The following is a 15,444-nucleotide window of genomic DNA, read 5'->3' as shown; positions in this document are numbered from 1 at the left end:
GTAAAGAGGCTGCATTGTACTCTGTGAACGAGCTGGGATCTACCTGTGGAAAAATGTGGGATTAAAAAAGCCGATCATGGCTTGATGGTGCGCATGATCGGGTTCTGCAAGACGATCAGTGTCTCAGTGGACTGAATTTCATCAATTGTTTGGATCTTGTTGATAAGTACGTGCTGAAGCGCGTCGATTGATTTGCACATCACTTTTATAAAGATGCTGTAGTGACCGGTGGTGTAATACGCTTCCGTCACCTCATCCAGGCTTTCCAGCCGGGCCAGTGCGGAGGGATAGTCTTTGGCGCTTTTGAGGATGATGCCAATAAAGCAGCCCACATCGTAGCCCAGTTGTTTAGGGCTGACGTCAATCCGTGCGCCCGTAATGATCCCGGCCTGCTTCATTTTCTCGACGCGAACGTGAATGGTTCCAGGGCTAACGCCAAATTGTTTGGCCAGTTCGGCGTAGGCAGTGCGGGCATTTTCCATTAAGGCGTCAAGGATGCCGCGGTCCAGATTGTCGATCTGATAATTTTCCATCGCTTTTTCTTATGCAGATTAATGATTATCTCTATTTTAGCCATTATTTTTAACGAATCAAAACCGAAGTTAGCTTTTTATCTGTTGATTATTGAATAGTGCTCTCGTTTTGTTGCTTAATCATAGGCAACAGGACGCAGGAGTAAAAAAATGAAAACCGCTTACATTGCCAAACAACGTCAAATTAGCTTCGTGAAATCACATTTCTCTCGCCAGCTGGAGGAGCGTCTGGGTCTGATTGAGGTCCAGGCGCCGATCCTGAGTCGCGTAGGGGATGGTACGCAGGATAATTTGTCCGGCTGTGAAAAAGCGGTGCAGGTAAAAGTGAAAGCGTTGCCTGACGCCCAGTTCGAAGTGGTGCATTCACTGGCGAAGTGGAAACGTCAAACCCTGGGGCAACATGACTTCAGCGCGGGCGAAGGGCTGTACACGCACATGAAAGCCCTTCGCCCCGATGAAGACCGACTCTCTCCGCTCCACTCGGTCTATGTGGATCAGTGGGACTGGGAGCGTGTCATGGGCGATGGCGAGCGCCAATTTTCCACCCTGAAAAGCACAGTAGAGGCTATATGGGCAGGAATTAAGGCGACGGAAGCAGAAGTGCATAAACAGTTTGGTCTGGCGCCGTTCCTGCCAGAGCAAATTCAGTTTGTTCACAGCCAGGAGCTGTTGTCTCGCTATCCGGATCTGGATGCGAAAGGGCGCGAACGCGCGATCGCCAAAGAACTTGGCGCCGTTTTTCTGGTGGGGATCGGCGGTAAACTGAGCGATGGCCACCGCCATGATGTACGCGCGCCGGATTATGATGACTGGAGCTCCGCATCTGAGCTGGGCTACGCCGGTCTGAACGGCGATATCCTGGTGTGGAACCCGGTGCTGGAAGATGCGTTTGAGCTTTCCTCTATGGGTATCCGTGTAGATGCCGATACGCTGATGCGCCAGCTGGCGTTGACCGGTGATGAAGATCGCCTGCAACTGGAGTGGCATCAGGCGCTGCTGCGCGGCGAAATGCCGCAGACCATCGGCGGCGGGATTGGGCAGTCGCGTCTGACGATGTTGCTGCTGCAATTGCCGCATATTGGTCAGGTGCAGTGCGGCGTATGGCCCGCGCAGGTTCGCGAAAGCATTCCTGCTATTTTATAAGCCGTTAGCGCCGCCAGCGTCTCAGCAGGCGGCTTCGCATCCCGGTGTCAAAGCGCCAGATATGATCGAAAATGCGCATGATGCCGGGTTTGCCGTGCGCCGACATCGCCACCGCGTGGAATCGATGCTGGTGAAGACGCTGCAACTCTCCCACTTTGCTCACCACGTCATCCGGCAAGCGCTGGGCGATAAAATCCGAAATGACCACCGCATCGGCATCAAACCATTCCCGTCCCTGCATTCTTTCAATAATGGCGCGAAAACAGCTGGCGATATCCGTGCCGCCGCGAAAACGTTGACTTAAAAAGCGGATGGCCTGCTCAATACCTTCCGGGCCGGAGAGTTCATAACGCACAACGTCAGTGGAAAACAGCATAATAAAGCAGCGGCGGTTATCCGCCAGAGCAACGCGCATCAACGCCAGGCAGAACGCTTTTGCGCACTGCTCGTTAAATCCTCCCATCGAGCCTGAAGTATCGACGCAGACAATAAACGGTCCGCGCGGCTGCTCGTCGACATCCTGGTGTACTACCGGCCGTTCGGTCACTTTCTCACGCCACGCTTCGCCATGCAGGCGATAGGTGAGGAGCTGTTTTTCCACTAACCGGCGGTAAAATTCATATTCCAGCTCGGTGATGCCGAGCGTCGCCAGCTCTGGCGGCAACAGGCGCAGAATATCATCGCCTTGCTGTATACCGTCAACCTGCTCCGGCACCGTTGCGGGTTCGCGTACCAGTGTACGAAAGGTTTCCATCGGCGCGTCTTTTTTCGGTACCGATTTGGCTTCCCGCGAACGTCCCAGTTGTTCCGCCAGTTGCATTAGCTCCGGCTGGGCGGCGAGAAATTCGCCGTATTTTACGATCAGTTGATAATCACCACGTTTAAGCTGGCCCGCGCTCATATCCCACAGGCGGCCTGCGGCATTATCATTTTCCGCCAGCGTCGGTTCCAGTTGCCCGCTCAGCGTCATCCGTTCCTGAACGTCACTCATCAACTGCTCGCGCTCTTCTTCCAGTAGTTGCTGGTTTAACGTGGTGGCCTGCACGACCAGACTTAACCGCCAGCGTTGCAAAAAAAGCGTGTGTAGCGCAGGGGTAAAGGTACTGTTGCTCTCCGTCAACTGCTTCGCCTGCGCGGCATACGGTGAATGCAGGCGGTGAAGCAACGCCAGTATTTGCGGCAGTTGCACGATGAACTGTGGTGTAGAGAGAAGTTGGCTTTGCTGATAACACATGACCTCTTCCGTGAGTTCCGGCGGAACGCGTGCGTCTTTAAGACGGCTGCGTAGCGCTTCCCGCCAGCGCGGGAGATCGGCGGTCACGGCGTTTTTTAAACGCGGAAACTTTTCAAAGAAAATGACCAGCTGTGGGGAAGCCAGTAGCGCGAGGATCATCTCTTCGACCATTCCCTCTTCGCTGACGGCCAGCATGGTATTTAGCGTATCCAGCGTCAGCATTGTTGCGCCTGGCGGATCTGTTCTCCTACATCCTGCAGGCTGGCCTCAATGCGCCCTAACCAGTCGCTGTGAATAAACAGGCAATGTTGCTGCTCGCTGAAGCGGGTATGCTGCTGGCGCCAGTCGTTTTCTAACGTTTCCAGCTGCTGTTTGATCTCCGCAGGCATACTGTCTTCAGCCGTTCCCGGTAACGCCAGACGGGTACCTTGTAGACTGATGTCGTGCACCACCAGATGTTGAGCGTTATCGACTTCCATATTCAGCGTTTGGGCAAAGCCGATCCCGTTCAGTTTGCCGCGGATCTCGCCGCCTTTGGTCAGCCAAAGTTCCAGCGCGCTGCGGTCAAAGGTAATATGGATCACTTCCATATCATGCAGTTTTAGCGGTTTTTGTAGCAATAACGTCAACGTTGATGCACTGGCTTCCGGCGGTAAAGTGTAATGCGGGCGACGGCTGAACATACCGCCTTCTTTAATGACGGTGAAGGCGGTTTTATCGCTTTGCTGTTGCTGCAACTGGAGGCGGCGCTGGACGATACCGCCGAGGCGAGTCAGCATGGCCTGCTGCTGCCAGGCGTGTCCGGTCATCAATATTTCCAGTTGCTGTTGCATGAGATTCAGACTCTGCGCGTCATACCACAAGCAATCTTTTAGCAGGATAAGGTCAATCGGCGCAACCGCGTCGCGTCCGCTAAAGAAGGCGCTGGCCTGTAACAGGCGGATGGCTTTCTTCCAGCGACGGTCGGAGACATAAGGCGCATTCGGCAAATTATCCAGCTGTTGGCGCAGAGTAAATATCAGCTCAAAGACCGGCTCAGGGAGTGAAATCGCGCCGATATCTTTTTGCCACTGTTGATATTCTTCGTCGCTTACCTGTAACGAGGCGGGGACCGGGTTATCGCTCTCATCCTGCTGACTAACCAGCATGGAGCGGAAATTGGCTTTATCCTGAACTTTATCCAGCCACAGGCGAATCAACATTCGGTCGTACAAGGCTTCCAGGCTGCTGTCCGTTTCGGGCAGTTCGTTAGAGGCCGCCACCAGCAGCCGCATCGGAATTTTTTCCTCAAATGCGCCGTTGCGGAAATGGCGTTCGTTAATGGCGGTCAGCAATGTGTTCAGGATAGCGGGCCCGGCTTTCCAGATTTCATCCAGAAAAACGATTTCGGCTTCGGGAAGATAGCCGGTCGTTAAGCGTTCATAGCGACCTTCATCTTTCAGCGCCTGAATAGAGAGCGGGCCAAACACCTCTTCCGGCGTGGAAAAGCGTGTCATCAGATATTCAAAAGCGCGGGCGCGCTGGAAAGCAAACTTCAGGCGGCGGGCAATCAGACTCTTGGCGATACCGGGCGGGCCCAACAAAAAGACGCTCTCACCGCTTAACGCCGCCAGTAGGCACAGGCGTATGGCGTGACTACGTTCATACAGCCCCTTCTCAAGGGCGCTGCTCAGACGGGAAATTCTTTCCGCTAATAAATGTGGGTGAGCCATAATAAAGAGGCGTCCTTTCGACAAATGGATCATGCTAATTGCGAGTATAGACGTTTCACCACCGGGGCTGTAATCGTCTGACGCGCTGTTTATTTTTCTTTGAGCCAGGTTAATCTGGCTTCATTTAGGGGTACGATTTTATGATTAATCGTGCATACTGTGCGCTTTTTTGTGGGCCAAGGGACTAAGCACACATTTCATATCTATACACTCATTCATTCAAACTACATCAAGGCGGCAAAGGAGTGAATCCCCTGGCACTGACTTAAACGTGTGACTGGGGTAAGCGAATGCAGCCGACAAGGAGGTAGTGTGAAGGGTGACGTGTATAAACGAAAGATGAGTCTATGAGCACTGATAATAAGCAATCGTTGCCTGCGATTACCCTCGCAGCTATTGGGGTTGTCTACGGTGATATTGGTACCAGCCCGCTTTATACGCTTCGTGAATGTTTGTCCGGTCAGTTTGGTTTTGGCGTTGAACGAGATGCCGTGTTTGGTTTTCTGTCGCTGATCTTCTGGCTACTCATCTTTGTGGTTTCCATCAAATATCTCACCTTCGTGATGCGCGCCGATAACGCGGGTGAAGGTGGAATTTTGACGCTGATGTCGCTTGCCGGGCGTAATACCTCGGCGCGCACCACATCCATGTTAGTTATCATGGGACTGATAGGCGGCAGCTTTTTCTATGGCGAAGTGGTCATTACGCCGGCGATTTCGGTGATGTCGGCGATTGAAGGCCTGGAGATTGTCGCGCCGCAGCTGGACACCTGGATTGTCCCGCTCTCCATTATTGTGCTGACTCTGTTGTTTATGATTCAGAAGCACGGTACGGGAATGGTAGGGAAACTCTTTGCGCCGATCATGCTGACCTGGTTTTTAATCCTGGCGGTACTTGGCCTGCGCAGTATTATCGCCAATCCCGAAGTGTTACATGCGCTGAATCCTGTCTGGGCGGTACGTTTTTTCCTTGAATATAAAACCGTATCGTTTATTGCGTTGGGCGCGGTGGTGCTGTCGATTACCGGCGTAGAGGCGTTGTACGCCGATATGGGACACTTCGGTAAGTTCCCGATTCGCCTGGCGTGGTTTACCGTGGTATTGCCGTCGTTAGTACTGAACTACTTTGGTCAGGGCGCATTGCTACTTAAACATCCGGAAGCGATTAAAAATCCCTTCTTCCTGTTGGCGCCGGACTGGGCGTTAATTCCGCTGCTGATTCTGGCCGCGCTGGCGACGGTGATCGCCTCCCAGGCGGTCATTTCCGGCGTCTTTTCGCTGACGCGTCAGGCCGTGCGTCTTGGCTATTTGTCGCCAATGCGCATTATCCATACCTCCGAGATGGAATCCGGTCAGATCTATATCCCTTTCGTAAACTGGCTGCTTTATTTCGCGGTCGTGGTTGTTATTGTTAGCTTTGAGCACTCCAGCAACCTGGCGGCGGCCTATGGTATCGCCGTGACCGGCACGATGGTGCTGACGTCTATTCTTTCTACGACCGTGGCGCGTAAGAACTGGCACTGGAACAAATATTTTGTCGCGCTGATCCTCATCGCATTCCTGTGCGTGGATATCCCGCTGTTCTCGGCCAACCTCGACAAATTGTTGTCCGGTGGTTGGCTGCCGCTGAGCCTGGGCCTGATCATGTTCACGATCATGACCACCTGGAAGAGCGAGCGTTTCCGTCTGTTGCGTCGTATGCATGAACACGGTAATTCGTTGGAAGCGATGATTGCTTCACTGGAGAAGTCACCGCCGGTTCGGGTACCGGGTACTGCCGTATACATGTCGCGCGCGCTCAGTGTGATCCCTTTTGCTTTATTGCATAACCTGAAGCACAACAAAGTGTTGCATGAGCGCGTAATCTTACTGACGTTGCGTACGGAAGATGCGCCTTATGTGCATAACGTTCGCCGGGTGCAGATTGAGCAGTTGTCTCCGACATTCTGGCGCGTGGTGGCCAGCTACGGCTGGCGCGAAACGCCAAACGTTGAAGAGGTGTTCCACCGCTGCGGTCTGGAAGGGCTTAGCTGTCGGATGATGGAAACGTCGTTCTTTATGTCGCACGAGTCGTTGATTGTCGGCAAACGCCCGTGGTATTTGCGTTTGCGTGGCAAGCTGTATTTGTTGCTGCAACGCAACGCCCTGCGCGCGCCGGATCAGTTCGAGATCCCGCCTAACCGCGTGATTGAGTTAGGTACGCAGGTCGAGATTTAACCTCCCATCAACATGCCGGGGGCCGCGTTGGCTTACCCGGCCTGGCCAATCCGTAGATTCCCACACGATAATCGCCATTGGGCTATTATCTTCACCTGATTTCCGCTAGCGAAACGTTTCGACGGCGATCACAATTCTGTTACGTCATGATGGTTTTATGAACACATCCAGGGTTACACTGCGGCCAGCGAAACGTTTCGCTAGTGGAGCAGAAAAATGAAGAAAGGCACCGTACTCAACTCTGAAATCTCGTCGGTCATTTCCCGTCTGGGGCATACTGATACTCTGGTGGTCTGTGATGCGGGTTTACCCATCCCGAATAGCACTGCGCGTATCGATATGGCACTAACCCAGGGCGTACCTTCTTTTATGCAGGTGGTGGATGTCGTGACCCGGGAAATGCAGGTTGAGGCGGCGATTCTTGCAACGGAAATCAAACAACAGAATCCGCAGCTCCACGAAACGTTGCTCACTCACCTTGAGCAACTGCAGCAACACCAGGGAAACACCATAAAAATTAGTTATACGACACACGAACAATTCAAAAAATTGACTGCAGACAGTCAGGCAGTGATTCGCAGCGGGGAGTGTTCCCCGTATGCGAACGTCATTCTTTGCGCTGGCGTCACTTTCTGAGGCCGCTATGGACGCATTACTGCAACTCAAAGGGATCGATAAAGCGTTCCCCGGCGTGAAGGCTCTCTCCGGCGCCGCGTTAAATGTTTATCCTGGCCGCGTTATGGCGCTGGTGGGGGAAAACGGCGCCGGAAAATCCACCATGATGAAAGTATTAACCGGCATCTATACGCGAGATGCGGGATCGTTGTTATGGCTGGGTAAAGAGACCACCTTTAACGGGCCTAAATCGTCTCAGGAAGCCGGGATCGGCATTATTCATCAGGAACTGAACCTGATCCCGCAGTTGACCATTGCGGAAAACATCTTCCTGGGCCGTGAGTTTGTGAATCGCTTTGGTAAAATCGACTGGAAAAAGATGTATGCCGAAGCCGACCACCTCTTAGCCAAACTCAATCTGCGCTTTAAGAGCGATAAGCTGGTGGGCGAACTCTCTATCGGCGATCAGCAAATGGTGGAAATCGCCAAAGTGCTGAGCTTCGAATCCAAAGTCATCATTATGGATGAACCGACCGATGCGCTGACCGACACTGAAACCGACTCTCTGTTCCGCGTTATCCGCGAATTAAAATCGCAGGGGCGCGGCATTGTCTATATCTCCCACCGTATGAAAGAGATCTTCGAAATTTGCGATGACGTGACGGTCTTCCGCGATGGGCAATTTATCGCCGAGCGTGAAGTGGCCACGTTGACCGAAGATTCTCTTATCGAAATGATGGTGGGACGTAAGCTGGAAGATCAGTACCCGCATCTGGATAACGCGCCGGGTGAGATTCGCCTGAAGGTCGATAATCTGTGCGGACCGGGCGTGAATGATGTCTCTTTTGTGCTGCGAAAAGGTGAGATTCTTGGCATCTCCGGCCTGATGGGCGCCGGTCGCACCGAGCTGATGAAAGTATTGTACGGCGCGATGCCGCGAACCAGCGGTTACGTGACGCTTGATGGACACGAAGTGGTGACGCGTTCTCCGCAGGACGGGCTGGCCAATGGCATCGTTTATATCTCTGAAGACCGTAAGCGCGATGGACTGGTGCTCGGCATGTCAGTTAAAGAGAATATGTCGCTGACGGCGCTGGACTATTTCAGCCGCGCTGGCGGAAGCCTGAAACACAAAGATGAGCAGCAGGCGGTGGGGGATTTTATCCGTCTGTTCAACGTCAAGACACCGTCAATGGAACAGGCGATAGGCCTGCTTTCCGGCGGTAATCAGCAAAAAGTGGCGATTGCCCGCGGGTTGATGACGCGCCCGAAAGTGCTCATTCTCGACGAGCCGACCCGCGGCGTGGACGTCGGCGCCAAGAAAGAGATTTACCAGCTTATCAACCAGTTTAAGGCCGACGGCCTGAGCATCATTCTGGTCTCATCTGAGATGCCAGAAGTATTAGGCATGAGCGATCGCATCATCGTCATGCATGAAGGGCATCTCAGCGGTGAATTTACTCGCGAGCAGGCCACCCAGGAAGTGTTAATGGCTGCCGCAGTGGGCAAGCTTAATCGCGTGAATCAGGAGTAAAAAAGATGACAACCCAGGCTGTTTCTGGTCGCCGTTATTTCACTAAAGCGTGGCTTCTTGAGCAGAAGTCGCTCATTGCCCTGCTGGTGCTGATCGCGATTGTTTCGACGTTGAGCCCCAACTTTTTTACCGTTAATAATCTGTTCAATATTCTTCAACAGACCTCCGTCAACGCCATTATGGCAGTGGGGATGACGTTGGTGATTCTGACATCGGGGATCGATCTGTCCGTCGGTTCCCTGCTGGCGCTCACCGGCGCGGTTGCCGCTTCAATCGTCGGCGTTGAAGTGAATGCGCTGGTCGCGGTTGCCGCCGCGCTGGCGCTGGGCGCTGCGATTGGCGCCGTCACTGGCGTTATCGTCGCGAAGGGCCGCGTACAGGCGTTTATCGCTACGCTGGTGATGATGCTGCTACTGCGTGGCGTGACGATGGTTTACACCGACGGTAGCCCGGTCAACACCGGCTTTACCGATAACGCCGATCTGTTTGGCTGGTTCGGTATCGGCCGTCCGCTGGGCGTTCCTACGCCGGTCTGGATCATGGCTATCGTCTTTATCGCCGCCTGGTATATGCTGCATCACACCCGTCTGGGACGCTATATCTACGCGCTGGGCGGTAACGAAGCGGCGACGCGCCTGTCTGGCATTAGCGTGAGCAAAGTGAAAATTATCGTCTATTCACTTTGCGGCCTGACAGCGTCGCTGGCGGGCATCATTGAAGTGGCGCGCCTCTCTTCCGCGCAGCCGACGGCGGGTACCGGCTATGAGCTGGATGCTATTGCCGCCGTGGTGCTGGGCGGCACCAGCCTTGCAGGCGGTAAAGGACGCATTGTTGGGACATTGATCGGCGCATTGATTCTCGGCTTCCTTAATAATGGTTTGAATTTGTTAGGTGTTTCCTCCTATTACCAGATGATCGTCAAAGCGGTGGTGATTTTGCTGGCGGTACTGGTAGACAACAAAAAGCAGTAACAACGACTACAGGACATCTGAAATATGAACATGAAAAAACTAGCTACCCTGGTATCTGCTGTTGCGCTGAGCGCCACCGTGAGCGCGAATGCAATGGCGAAAGACACCATTGCGCTGGTGATCTCTACCCTCAATAATCCCTTCTTCGTGTCGTTAAAAGACGGGGCGCAAAAAGAGGCGGATAAACTGGGTTATAACCTGGTGGTGCTGGACTCCCAGAACAACCCTGCCAAAGAGCTGGCGAACGTGCAGGATTTAACCGTTCGCGGGACCAAAATTTTGCTGATCAACCCGACTGACTCCGATGCGGTGGGTAACGCGGTGAAGATGGCGAACCAGGCGAAGATTCCGGTTATCACGCTTGACCGCCAGGCAACCAAAGGTGATGTCGTCAGCCATATCGCGTCTGATAACGTGCTGGGCGGTAAGATCGCTGGCGACTATATCGCGAAAAAAGTTGGTGAAGGCGCCAAAGTGATTGAGCTGCAAGGCATTGCCGGAACATCCGCGGCGCGTGAGCGTGGCGAAGGTTTCCAGCAGGCGGTAGCCGCCCACAAATTTAATGTCCTGGCCAGCCAGCCTGCCGATTTCGACCGTACTAAGGGTCTGAACGTCATGCAGAACCTGCTGACCGCGCATCCGAATGTTCAGGCGGTCTTCGCCCAGAACGATGAAATGGCGCTGGGCGCACTGCGCGCGCTGCAAACTGCCGGTAAAGCAGATGTGATGGTGGTTGGATTTGACGGTACGCCGGATGGCGAAAAGGCCGTAAAAGATGGCAAACTGGCAGCGACTATCGCTCAGTTACCGGATCAAATCGGCGCCAAAGGCGTTGAAGTGGCGGATAAGGTGCTGAAAGGCGAAAAAGTTCAGGCCAAATATCCGGTTGACCTGAAACTGGTCATCAAGCAGTAATAAACGACACGGGTCAACTATGGCCTGATGGCGACAGAAATACGCGAGCCTCCGCTGAGGTGAACGTAAAAAAAGAAAAGCAGGGCACGCGCCACCCTAACCGGTGGCGCACTTTGACGTGGAACCCCGAATATGAAAACCGCAGGTAATCTCATCGTCCTTGGCAGCATTAATGCCGATCATATCCTTAATCTTGAGTCCTTCCCTACCCCGGGTGAAACGGTAACCGGTAGCCATTATCAGGTCGCGTTTGGCGGGAAAGGCGCGAATCAGGCGGTTGCTGCGGGACGTAGCGGGGCAAATATTGCGTTTATCGCCTGCACGGGCGATGACGATATTGGCGACAGTATTCGTAAACAATTAGTCAGCGATCGTATTGATATCGCGCCAGTTAGCGTTATTAAAGGCGAGTCTACCGGGGTGGCGCTGATTTTCGTTAACGGCGAAGGCGAGAACGTCATCGGTATTCATGCCGGAGCGAATGCCGCGTTATCGCCGGCGTTGGTTGATGCGCAACGTGAACGTATCGCGCAGGCGGATGCGTTACTGATGCAGCTGGAATCGCCGCTGGAAAGCGTACTGGCGGCGGCGAAAATCGCCCATCAACATCATACTACTGTTGCGCTTAACCCGGCGCCTGCCCGTGAGTTACCGGATGAACTGCTGGCGCTAGTGGACATCATCACGCCAAATGAAACGGAAGCTGAAAAGCTGACGGGCGTGCGTGTGGAAAATGACGACGATGCCGCGAAAGCTGCGCAGGTTTTGCATGATAAAGGCATTCGAACCGTATTAATTACCTTAGGAAGCCGTGGCGTCTGGGCCAGCGTAGACGGCGAGGGCCGCCGCGTTCCTGGATTTAGCGTTGAGGCTGTCGATACCATTGCCGCCGGAGATACGTTTAACGGCGCCTTTATCACCGCGATACTGGAGGAGACGCCGTTGCCGGAAGCGATTCGCTTTGCCCATGCCGCCGCCGCGATTGCCGTAACGCGTAAAGGCGCGCAACCTTCCGTTCCGTGGCGCGAAGAGATAGAAGCGTTTTTACATCAGCAGGGGTAACGCTTGGCTACTATGAAAGATGTTGCCCGCCTGGCGGGAGTCTCTACATCGACGGTCTCTCACGTTATTAACAAAGATCGCTTTGTGAGTGAGACGATAACCGAAAAAGTTGAAGCGGCGATTAAATCACTTAACTATGCGCCTTCTGCGCTGGCGCGAAGCCTCAAGTTAAACCAGACCCGCACGATTGGTATGCTAATTACCGCCAGTACCAACCCTTTTTATTCCGAACTGGTGCGCGGCGTTGAGCGAAGCTGTTTTGAGCGCGGTTATAGTCTGGTGCTGTGCAATACCGAAGGCGACGAGCAACGGATGAACCGCAACCTGGAGACGCTGATGCAAAAACGGGTAGACGGTTTACTGCTGCTGTGTACCGAAACGCATCAGCCTTCTCGTGAAATCATGGAGCGTTATCCGTCTATTCCTACCGTCATGATGGACTGGTCGCCGTTTGATGGCGAGGGCGATAGCGATCTCATTCAGGATAATTCGTTGTTAGGCGGCGATCTTGCCACCCAACACCTTATCGATAAAGGATTTACCCGAATAGCCTGTATTACCGGCCCGCTGGACAAAACGCCAGCGCGTTTACGGCTGGAAGGGTATCGGGCGGCGATGAAACGCGCAGGGCTGGCTATTCCGCAAGGCTATGAGATCACCGGCGATTTTGAATTTGGCGGCGGCTTTGACGCCATGCAGGCGTTACTCGCCCATCAACAGCGACCGCAAGCGGTTTTTACCGGAAACGATGCGATGGCTGTCGGCGCCTATCAGGCGCTATATCAGGCGGGGCTTCGTATTCCGCAGGATATGGCAGTCATTGGCTATGATGATATTGAGCTGGCGCGCTATATGACGCCGCCGCTGACGACTATCCATCAGCCGAAAGATGAATTGGGCGAGCTGGCTATTGATGTGTTGATTCATCGGATGGCGCAGCCCGCCTTGCAACAACAGCGACTTCAGCTTACTCCGGTTTTGACGGTGCGTGGGTCGGTTTAGATTTATGCCGTTCTTTAATCAGATTGTTGCCGTCTTTGGCTCTTAGCAGCATAAACATCAGCGCGGACACGATAGTGATCGCCCCCATCGTGATAAAGGTATAGTGGAACTGTTCCACGGTACTGGTGCCCGCAAAACCTTCATAAATACGTAACACCGCCGCGCTGATCGCCACGCCTAAACTGATAGACAATTGCTGCGTAACCGCCAGAACGCTGTTGCCGCTGCTGGCGTTATCGTCCGTCAGATCCGCAAGAGTAATCGTATTCATTGCCGTAAATTGAGTGGACATCGCCATTCCAAGAATGAATAGCGGCAGTACGAGCATCCAGATCGGCATGGCGGGAGATTGAAACGAAAACTGGGCAATCATCAGACCGATAAATACCGTAATGCCGACCAGAGTCTTCCGGTATCCCAAACGTCGTAAAACCTGCGTTACGGTCGATTTCGCGATAATAGAACCCAAAGCTGTCGGCGCCATCATGCAGCCGGCGATTAGAGCCGGGTAGCCAAAACCAACCTGTAGCATTAACGGCATCAAAAAAGGTACGCAGCCTGTCCCCAGACGCGTGGCGAGGTTGCCGGCAATACCGACGGAAAATGTGCGTGTCTTAAACAGCGATAGTGATATTAACGGTGTCGGATGACGGCGGGCGTGGCGGATATAGGCCAATAGTAGAACGATACTGCAAAAAATAATGGCGGATGCGATCCATGTCGCCACAATCTTTTCGCCAAACAGTTCCATTCCGCTGGAAAATAAAACCAGACTTAACCCAAAAAGAAAGAAGCCGGTCATGTCAAACTTGCGACGCGGCGTGGTGAAGTTGGGCATATATTTGCGGGCATACAGAATGCCTGCAACACCAATGGGAATATTAATCAGGAAGATCCAGTGCCAGCTTGCCCAGGTCACCAGTACGCCGCCTAATACCGGCCCCAGAATCGGACCTACCAGCCCCGGCATAGTGACAAAGTTAAGAACGGGCAGCAGCTCACTACGCGGATAGGCTCGCAATAACGCCAGCCGCGCCACTGGCATCATCATCGCTCCGCCGACGCCTTGTACGACGCGAAAAATAACCAATTCAGATAGTGAACTGGAGAGCGCGCAGGCCAGCGAGCCTAACGTAAACAGACTTACGGCAACCATAAAGACGCGACGCGTACCGAAGCGGTCAGCCAGCCAGCCGCTTACCGGAATTAACATAGCTACTGTCAGGGTATAACTGATAATAGCGGACTGCATGGCGAGTGGGGAACGGTTAAGGCTATGCGCAATAGCCGGTAAAGCGGTATTCAAAATGGTGGCGTCTAGCGCCTGCATAAAGAAGGCCATCGCCGCGATCCACGGCAGGCCAGCCATACTGCGCGCTTTTTTGCTGGTCATTCAATATCCTGTTAATTATCTGGTCTCTCATTGGGCGCTATTAACAACGCCTGGCAGGCCTGGAAAGCGCGTTCGCCGTCGCCATCAGCGATGGCATCAACAATGGCCTGGTGCAAATCCAGCTTTACCACCTCGTTATAGGTGATTGAGGTAAAGTAAGTGTGATAAACCGAATGAAATAGCGTAGCAAAAGAGATTAGAAAGGGATTGGCGCTCATTTCGTAGATATGCTCGTGCCACGCCATATCCACTTCAATCCAGCGTTCACGCTTAAAATGCTTTTTCAGCGCGACCATCTCTTCCATTAAGGCATTAAGCCGCGCTTTCTGCTCCGGTGTGCCAAGAGTCGCCGCCAGCAGGCAGGCTTGCGGCTCCAGGCTAATACGCATCACCAGAAAATGATCTACCACCTGATGAAAATTTTCTTCCGTCATCCACCAGGTCAGCAGCTCTTGATCCAGAAAGTTCCAGTTTCCCTGCGGCATCACCCGCGTACCAATGCGCGGACGGGGGAGCACCATACCTTTAGCCGTCAACGTTTTCACCGCTTCGCGAACTGCCGTTCGACTTACGCCGTACTGCTCGCCCAGTTCTATTTCGCCGGGAAGAATCGTACCGGGGGCGTAGTCACCCTTTAATATCCGCTGCGCCAGCTTTTCAGCCAGAACATAGGATAGATTTTTCTGTGCGGCTAATTGTTGTGCGCTTAAAGGCATGAATGTTCTTCCTTTCTCTTTCGTTTGGTTATTAGTATGCCACCTGGAAGTGTGATTGCAGTTGCAATAACGGCAATTTGCTTATTTTATGGCACGTTAAGCACGCTATTGATGAAAAAAGAGACACTCAGAAAATTATTTTAAATTTCCTCTTGTCAGGCAGAAATAACTCCCTATAATGCGCCACCACTGACACGGAACAACGGCACACAGGCCGCCGGGTCAGCGGGGTTCAGACCAGAACCTCACGGAGAAAAGCGAAAATAAACGCTTGACTCTGAAGCGGGAAAGCGTAATATGCACACCCCGCGCCGCTGAGAAAAAGCGAAGCGGCACTGCTCTTTAACAATTTATCAGACAATCTGTGTGGGCACTCGAAGATACGGATTCTTAACGTC

The 15,444-nt window shown here is 53.2% G+C and carries 13 protein-coding genes; 8 read left to right on the top strand and 5 right to left on the bottom strand.

Annotated elements, in window-relative coordinates:
- Positions 1-74: 74 nt before the first annotated feature.
- On the bottom strand, positions 75-533 hold the full coding sequence (gene asnC / locus ABVN44_RS22595) for a transcriptional regulator AsnC (RefSeq protein ID WP_000433016.1): 459 nt from the start codon (positions 531-533) through the stop codon (positions 75-77).
- 150 nt (positions 534-683) lie between these two features.
- Between asnC and asnA the strand changes: the two genes are divergently transcribed.
- On the top strand, positions 684-1,676 hold the full coding sequence (asnA, locus tag ABVN44_RS22590) for an aspartate--ammonia ligase (RefSeq protein ID WP_000845123.1): 993 nt from the start codon (positions 684-686) through the stop codon (positions 1,674-1,676).
- 4 nt (positions 1,677-1,680) lie between these two features.
- Here the strand turns inward: asnA and viaA are convergent, their stop codons facing one another.
- Together viaA and ravA are read right to left on the bottom strand one after the other, a co-directional pair.
- Entirely contained in the window at positions 1,681-3,132 is a 1,452-nt protein-coding gene (viaA, locus tag ABVN44_RS22585; RefSeq protein ID WP_000956595.1) for an ATPase RavA stimulator ViaA, read from the bottom strand.
- Positions 3,126-4,622 carry an ATPase RavA gene (ravA, locus tag ABVN44_RS22580; RefSeq protein WP_023232179.1) on the bottom strand — a complete coding sequence of 499 codons (1,497 nt, stop codon included), beginning with the start codon at positions 4,620-4,622 and terminating at the stop codon, positions 3,126-3,128. Before ravA ends, viaA begins: the two co-directional genes overlap by 7 nt.
- A 347-nt stretch (positions 4,623-4,969) precedes the next feature.
- Between ravA and kup the strand changes: the two genes are divergently transcribed.
- The 7 genes from kup to rbsR all read left to right on the top strand — a co-directional run bounded on the left by kup (position 4,970) and on the right by rbsR (position 12,937).
- Positions 4,970-6,838: a low affinity potassium transporter Kup gene (gene kup / locus ABVN44_RS22575; protein ID WP_000102338.1), complete on the top strand. Its 1,869-nt coding sequence runs from the start codon at positions 4,970-4,972 to the stop codon at positions 6,836-6,838.
- A gap of 216 nt (positions 6,839-7,054) precedes the next feature.
- On the top strand, positions 7,055-7,474 hold the full coding sequence (gene rbsD / locus ABVN44_RS22570) for a D-ribose pyranase (protein ID WP_000715944.1): 420 nt from the start codon (positions 7,055-7,057) through the stop codon (positions 7,472-7,474).
- Positions 7,475-7,481: 7 nt separating this feature from the next.
- A complete protein-coding gene (gene rbsA / locus ABVN44_RS22565; RefSeq protein ID WP_000339359.1) occupies positions 7,482-8,987 on the top strand; it encodes a ribose ABC transporter ATP-binding protein RbsA in 1,506 nt (501 codons plus the stop codon).
- 5 nt (positions 8,988-8,992) lie between these two features.
- Positions 8,993-9,958: a ribose ABC transporter permease gene (rbsC, locus tag ABVN44_RS22560; protein WP_000211345.1), complete on the top strand. Its 966-nt coding sequence runs from the start codon at positions 8,993-8,995 to the stop codon at positions 9,956-9,958.
- A gap of 24 nt (positions 9,959-9,982) precedes the next feature.
- The gene (gene rbsB / locus ABVN44_RS22555; protein ID WP_023254734.1) at positions 9,983-10,873 is read left to right on the top strand and encodes a ribose ABC transporter substrate-binding protein RbsB; all 891 of its coding nucleotides are present in this window, start codon (positions 9,983-9,985) and stop codon (positions 10,871-10,873) included.
- Between the two features lie 132 nt (positions 10,874-11,005).
- A complete protein-coding gene (gene rbsK / locus ABVN44_RS22550; RefSeq protein WP_000844728.1) occupies positions 11,006-11,935 on the top strand; it encodes a ribokinase in 930 nt (309 codons plus the stop codon).
- Positions 11,936-11,938: 3 nt separating this feature from the next.
- Positions 11,939-12,937 carry a ribose operon transcriptional repressor RbsR gene (gene rbsR, locus ABVN44_RS22545; RefSeq protein WP_000224487.1) on the top strand — a complete coding sequence of 333 codons (999 nt, stop codon included), beginning with the start codon at positions 11,939-11,941 and terminating at the stop codon, positions 12,935-12,937.
- Here rbsR and mdtD read toward each other — a convergent pair.
- Entirely contained in the window at positions 12,903-14,330 is a 1,428-nt protein-coding gene (mdtD, locus tag ABVN44_RS22540) for a multidrug transporter subunit MdtD (RefSeq protein WP_000202071.1), read from the bottom strand. The two genes, rbsR and mdtD, sit on opposite strands and share 35 nt — an antisense overlap.
- An 11-nt stretch (positions 14,331-14,341) precedes the next feature.
- Positions 14,342-15,046 (bottom strand): FadR/GntR family transcriptional regulator, encoded by a 705-nt coding sequence (locus ABVN44_RS22535; protein WP_001131144.1) that lies wholly within the window; start codon positions 15,044-15,046, stop codon positions 14,342-14,344.
- Positions 15,047-15,444: the final 398 nt, after the last annotated feature.

It is taken from the genome of Salmonella sp. SJTUF15570 (genome assembly GCF_043357055.1).
Taxonomy (GTDB): domain Bacteria; phylum Pseudomonadota; class Gammaproteobacteria; order Enterobacterales; family Enterobacteriaceae; genus Salmonella; species Salmonella enterica.
Note: the sequence above shows the minus strand (reverse complement) of the source record. Positions and strands in the feature narration are given on the sequence as shown.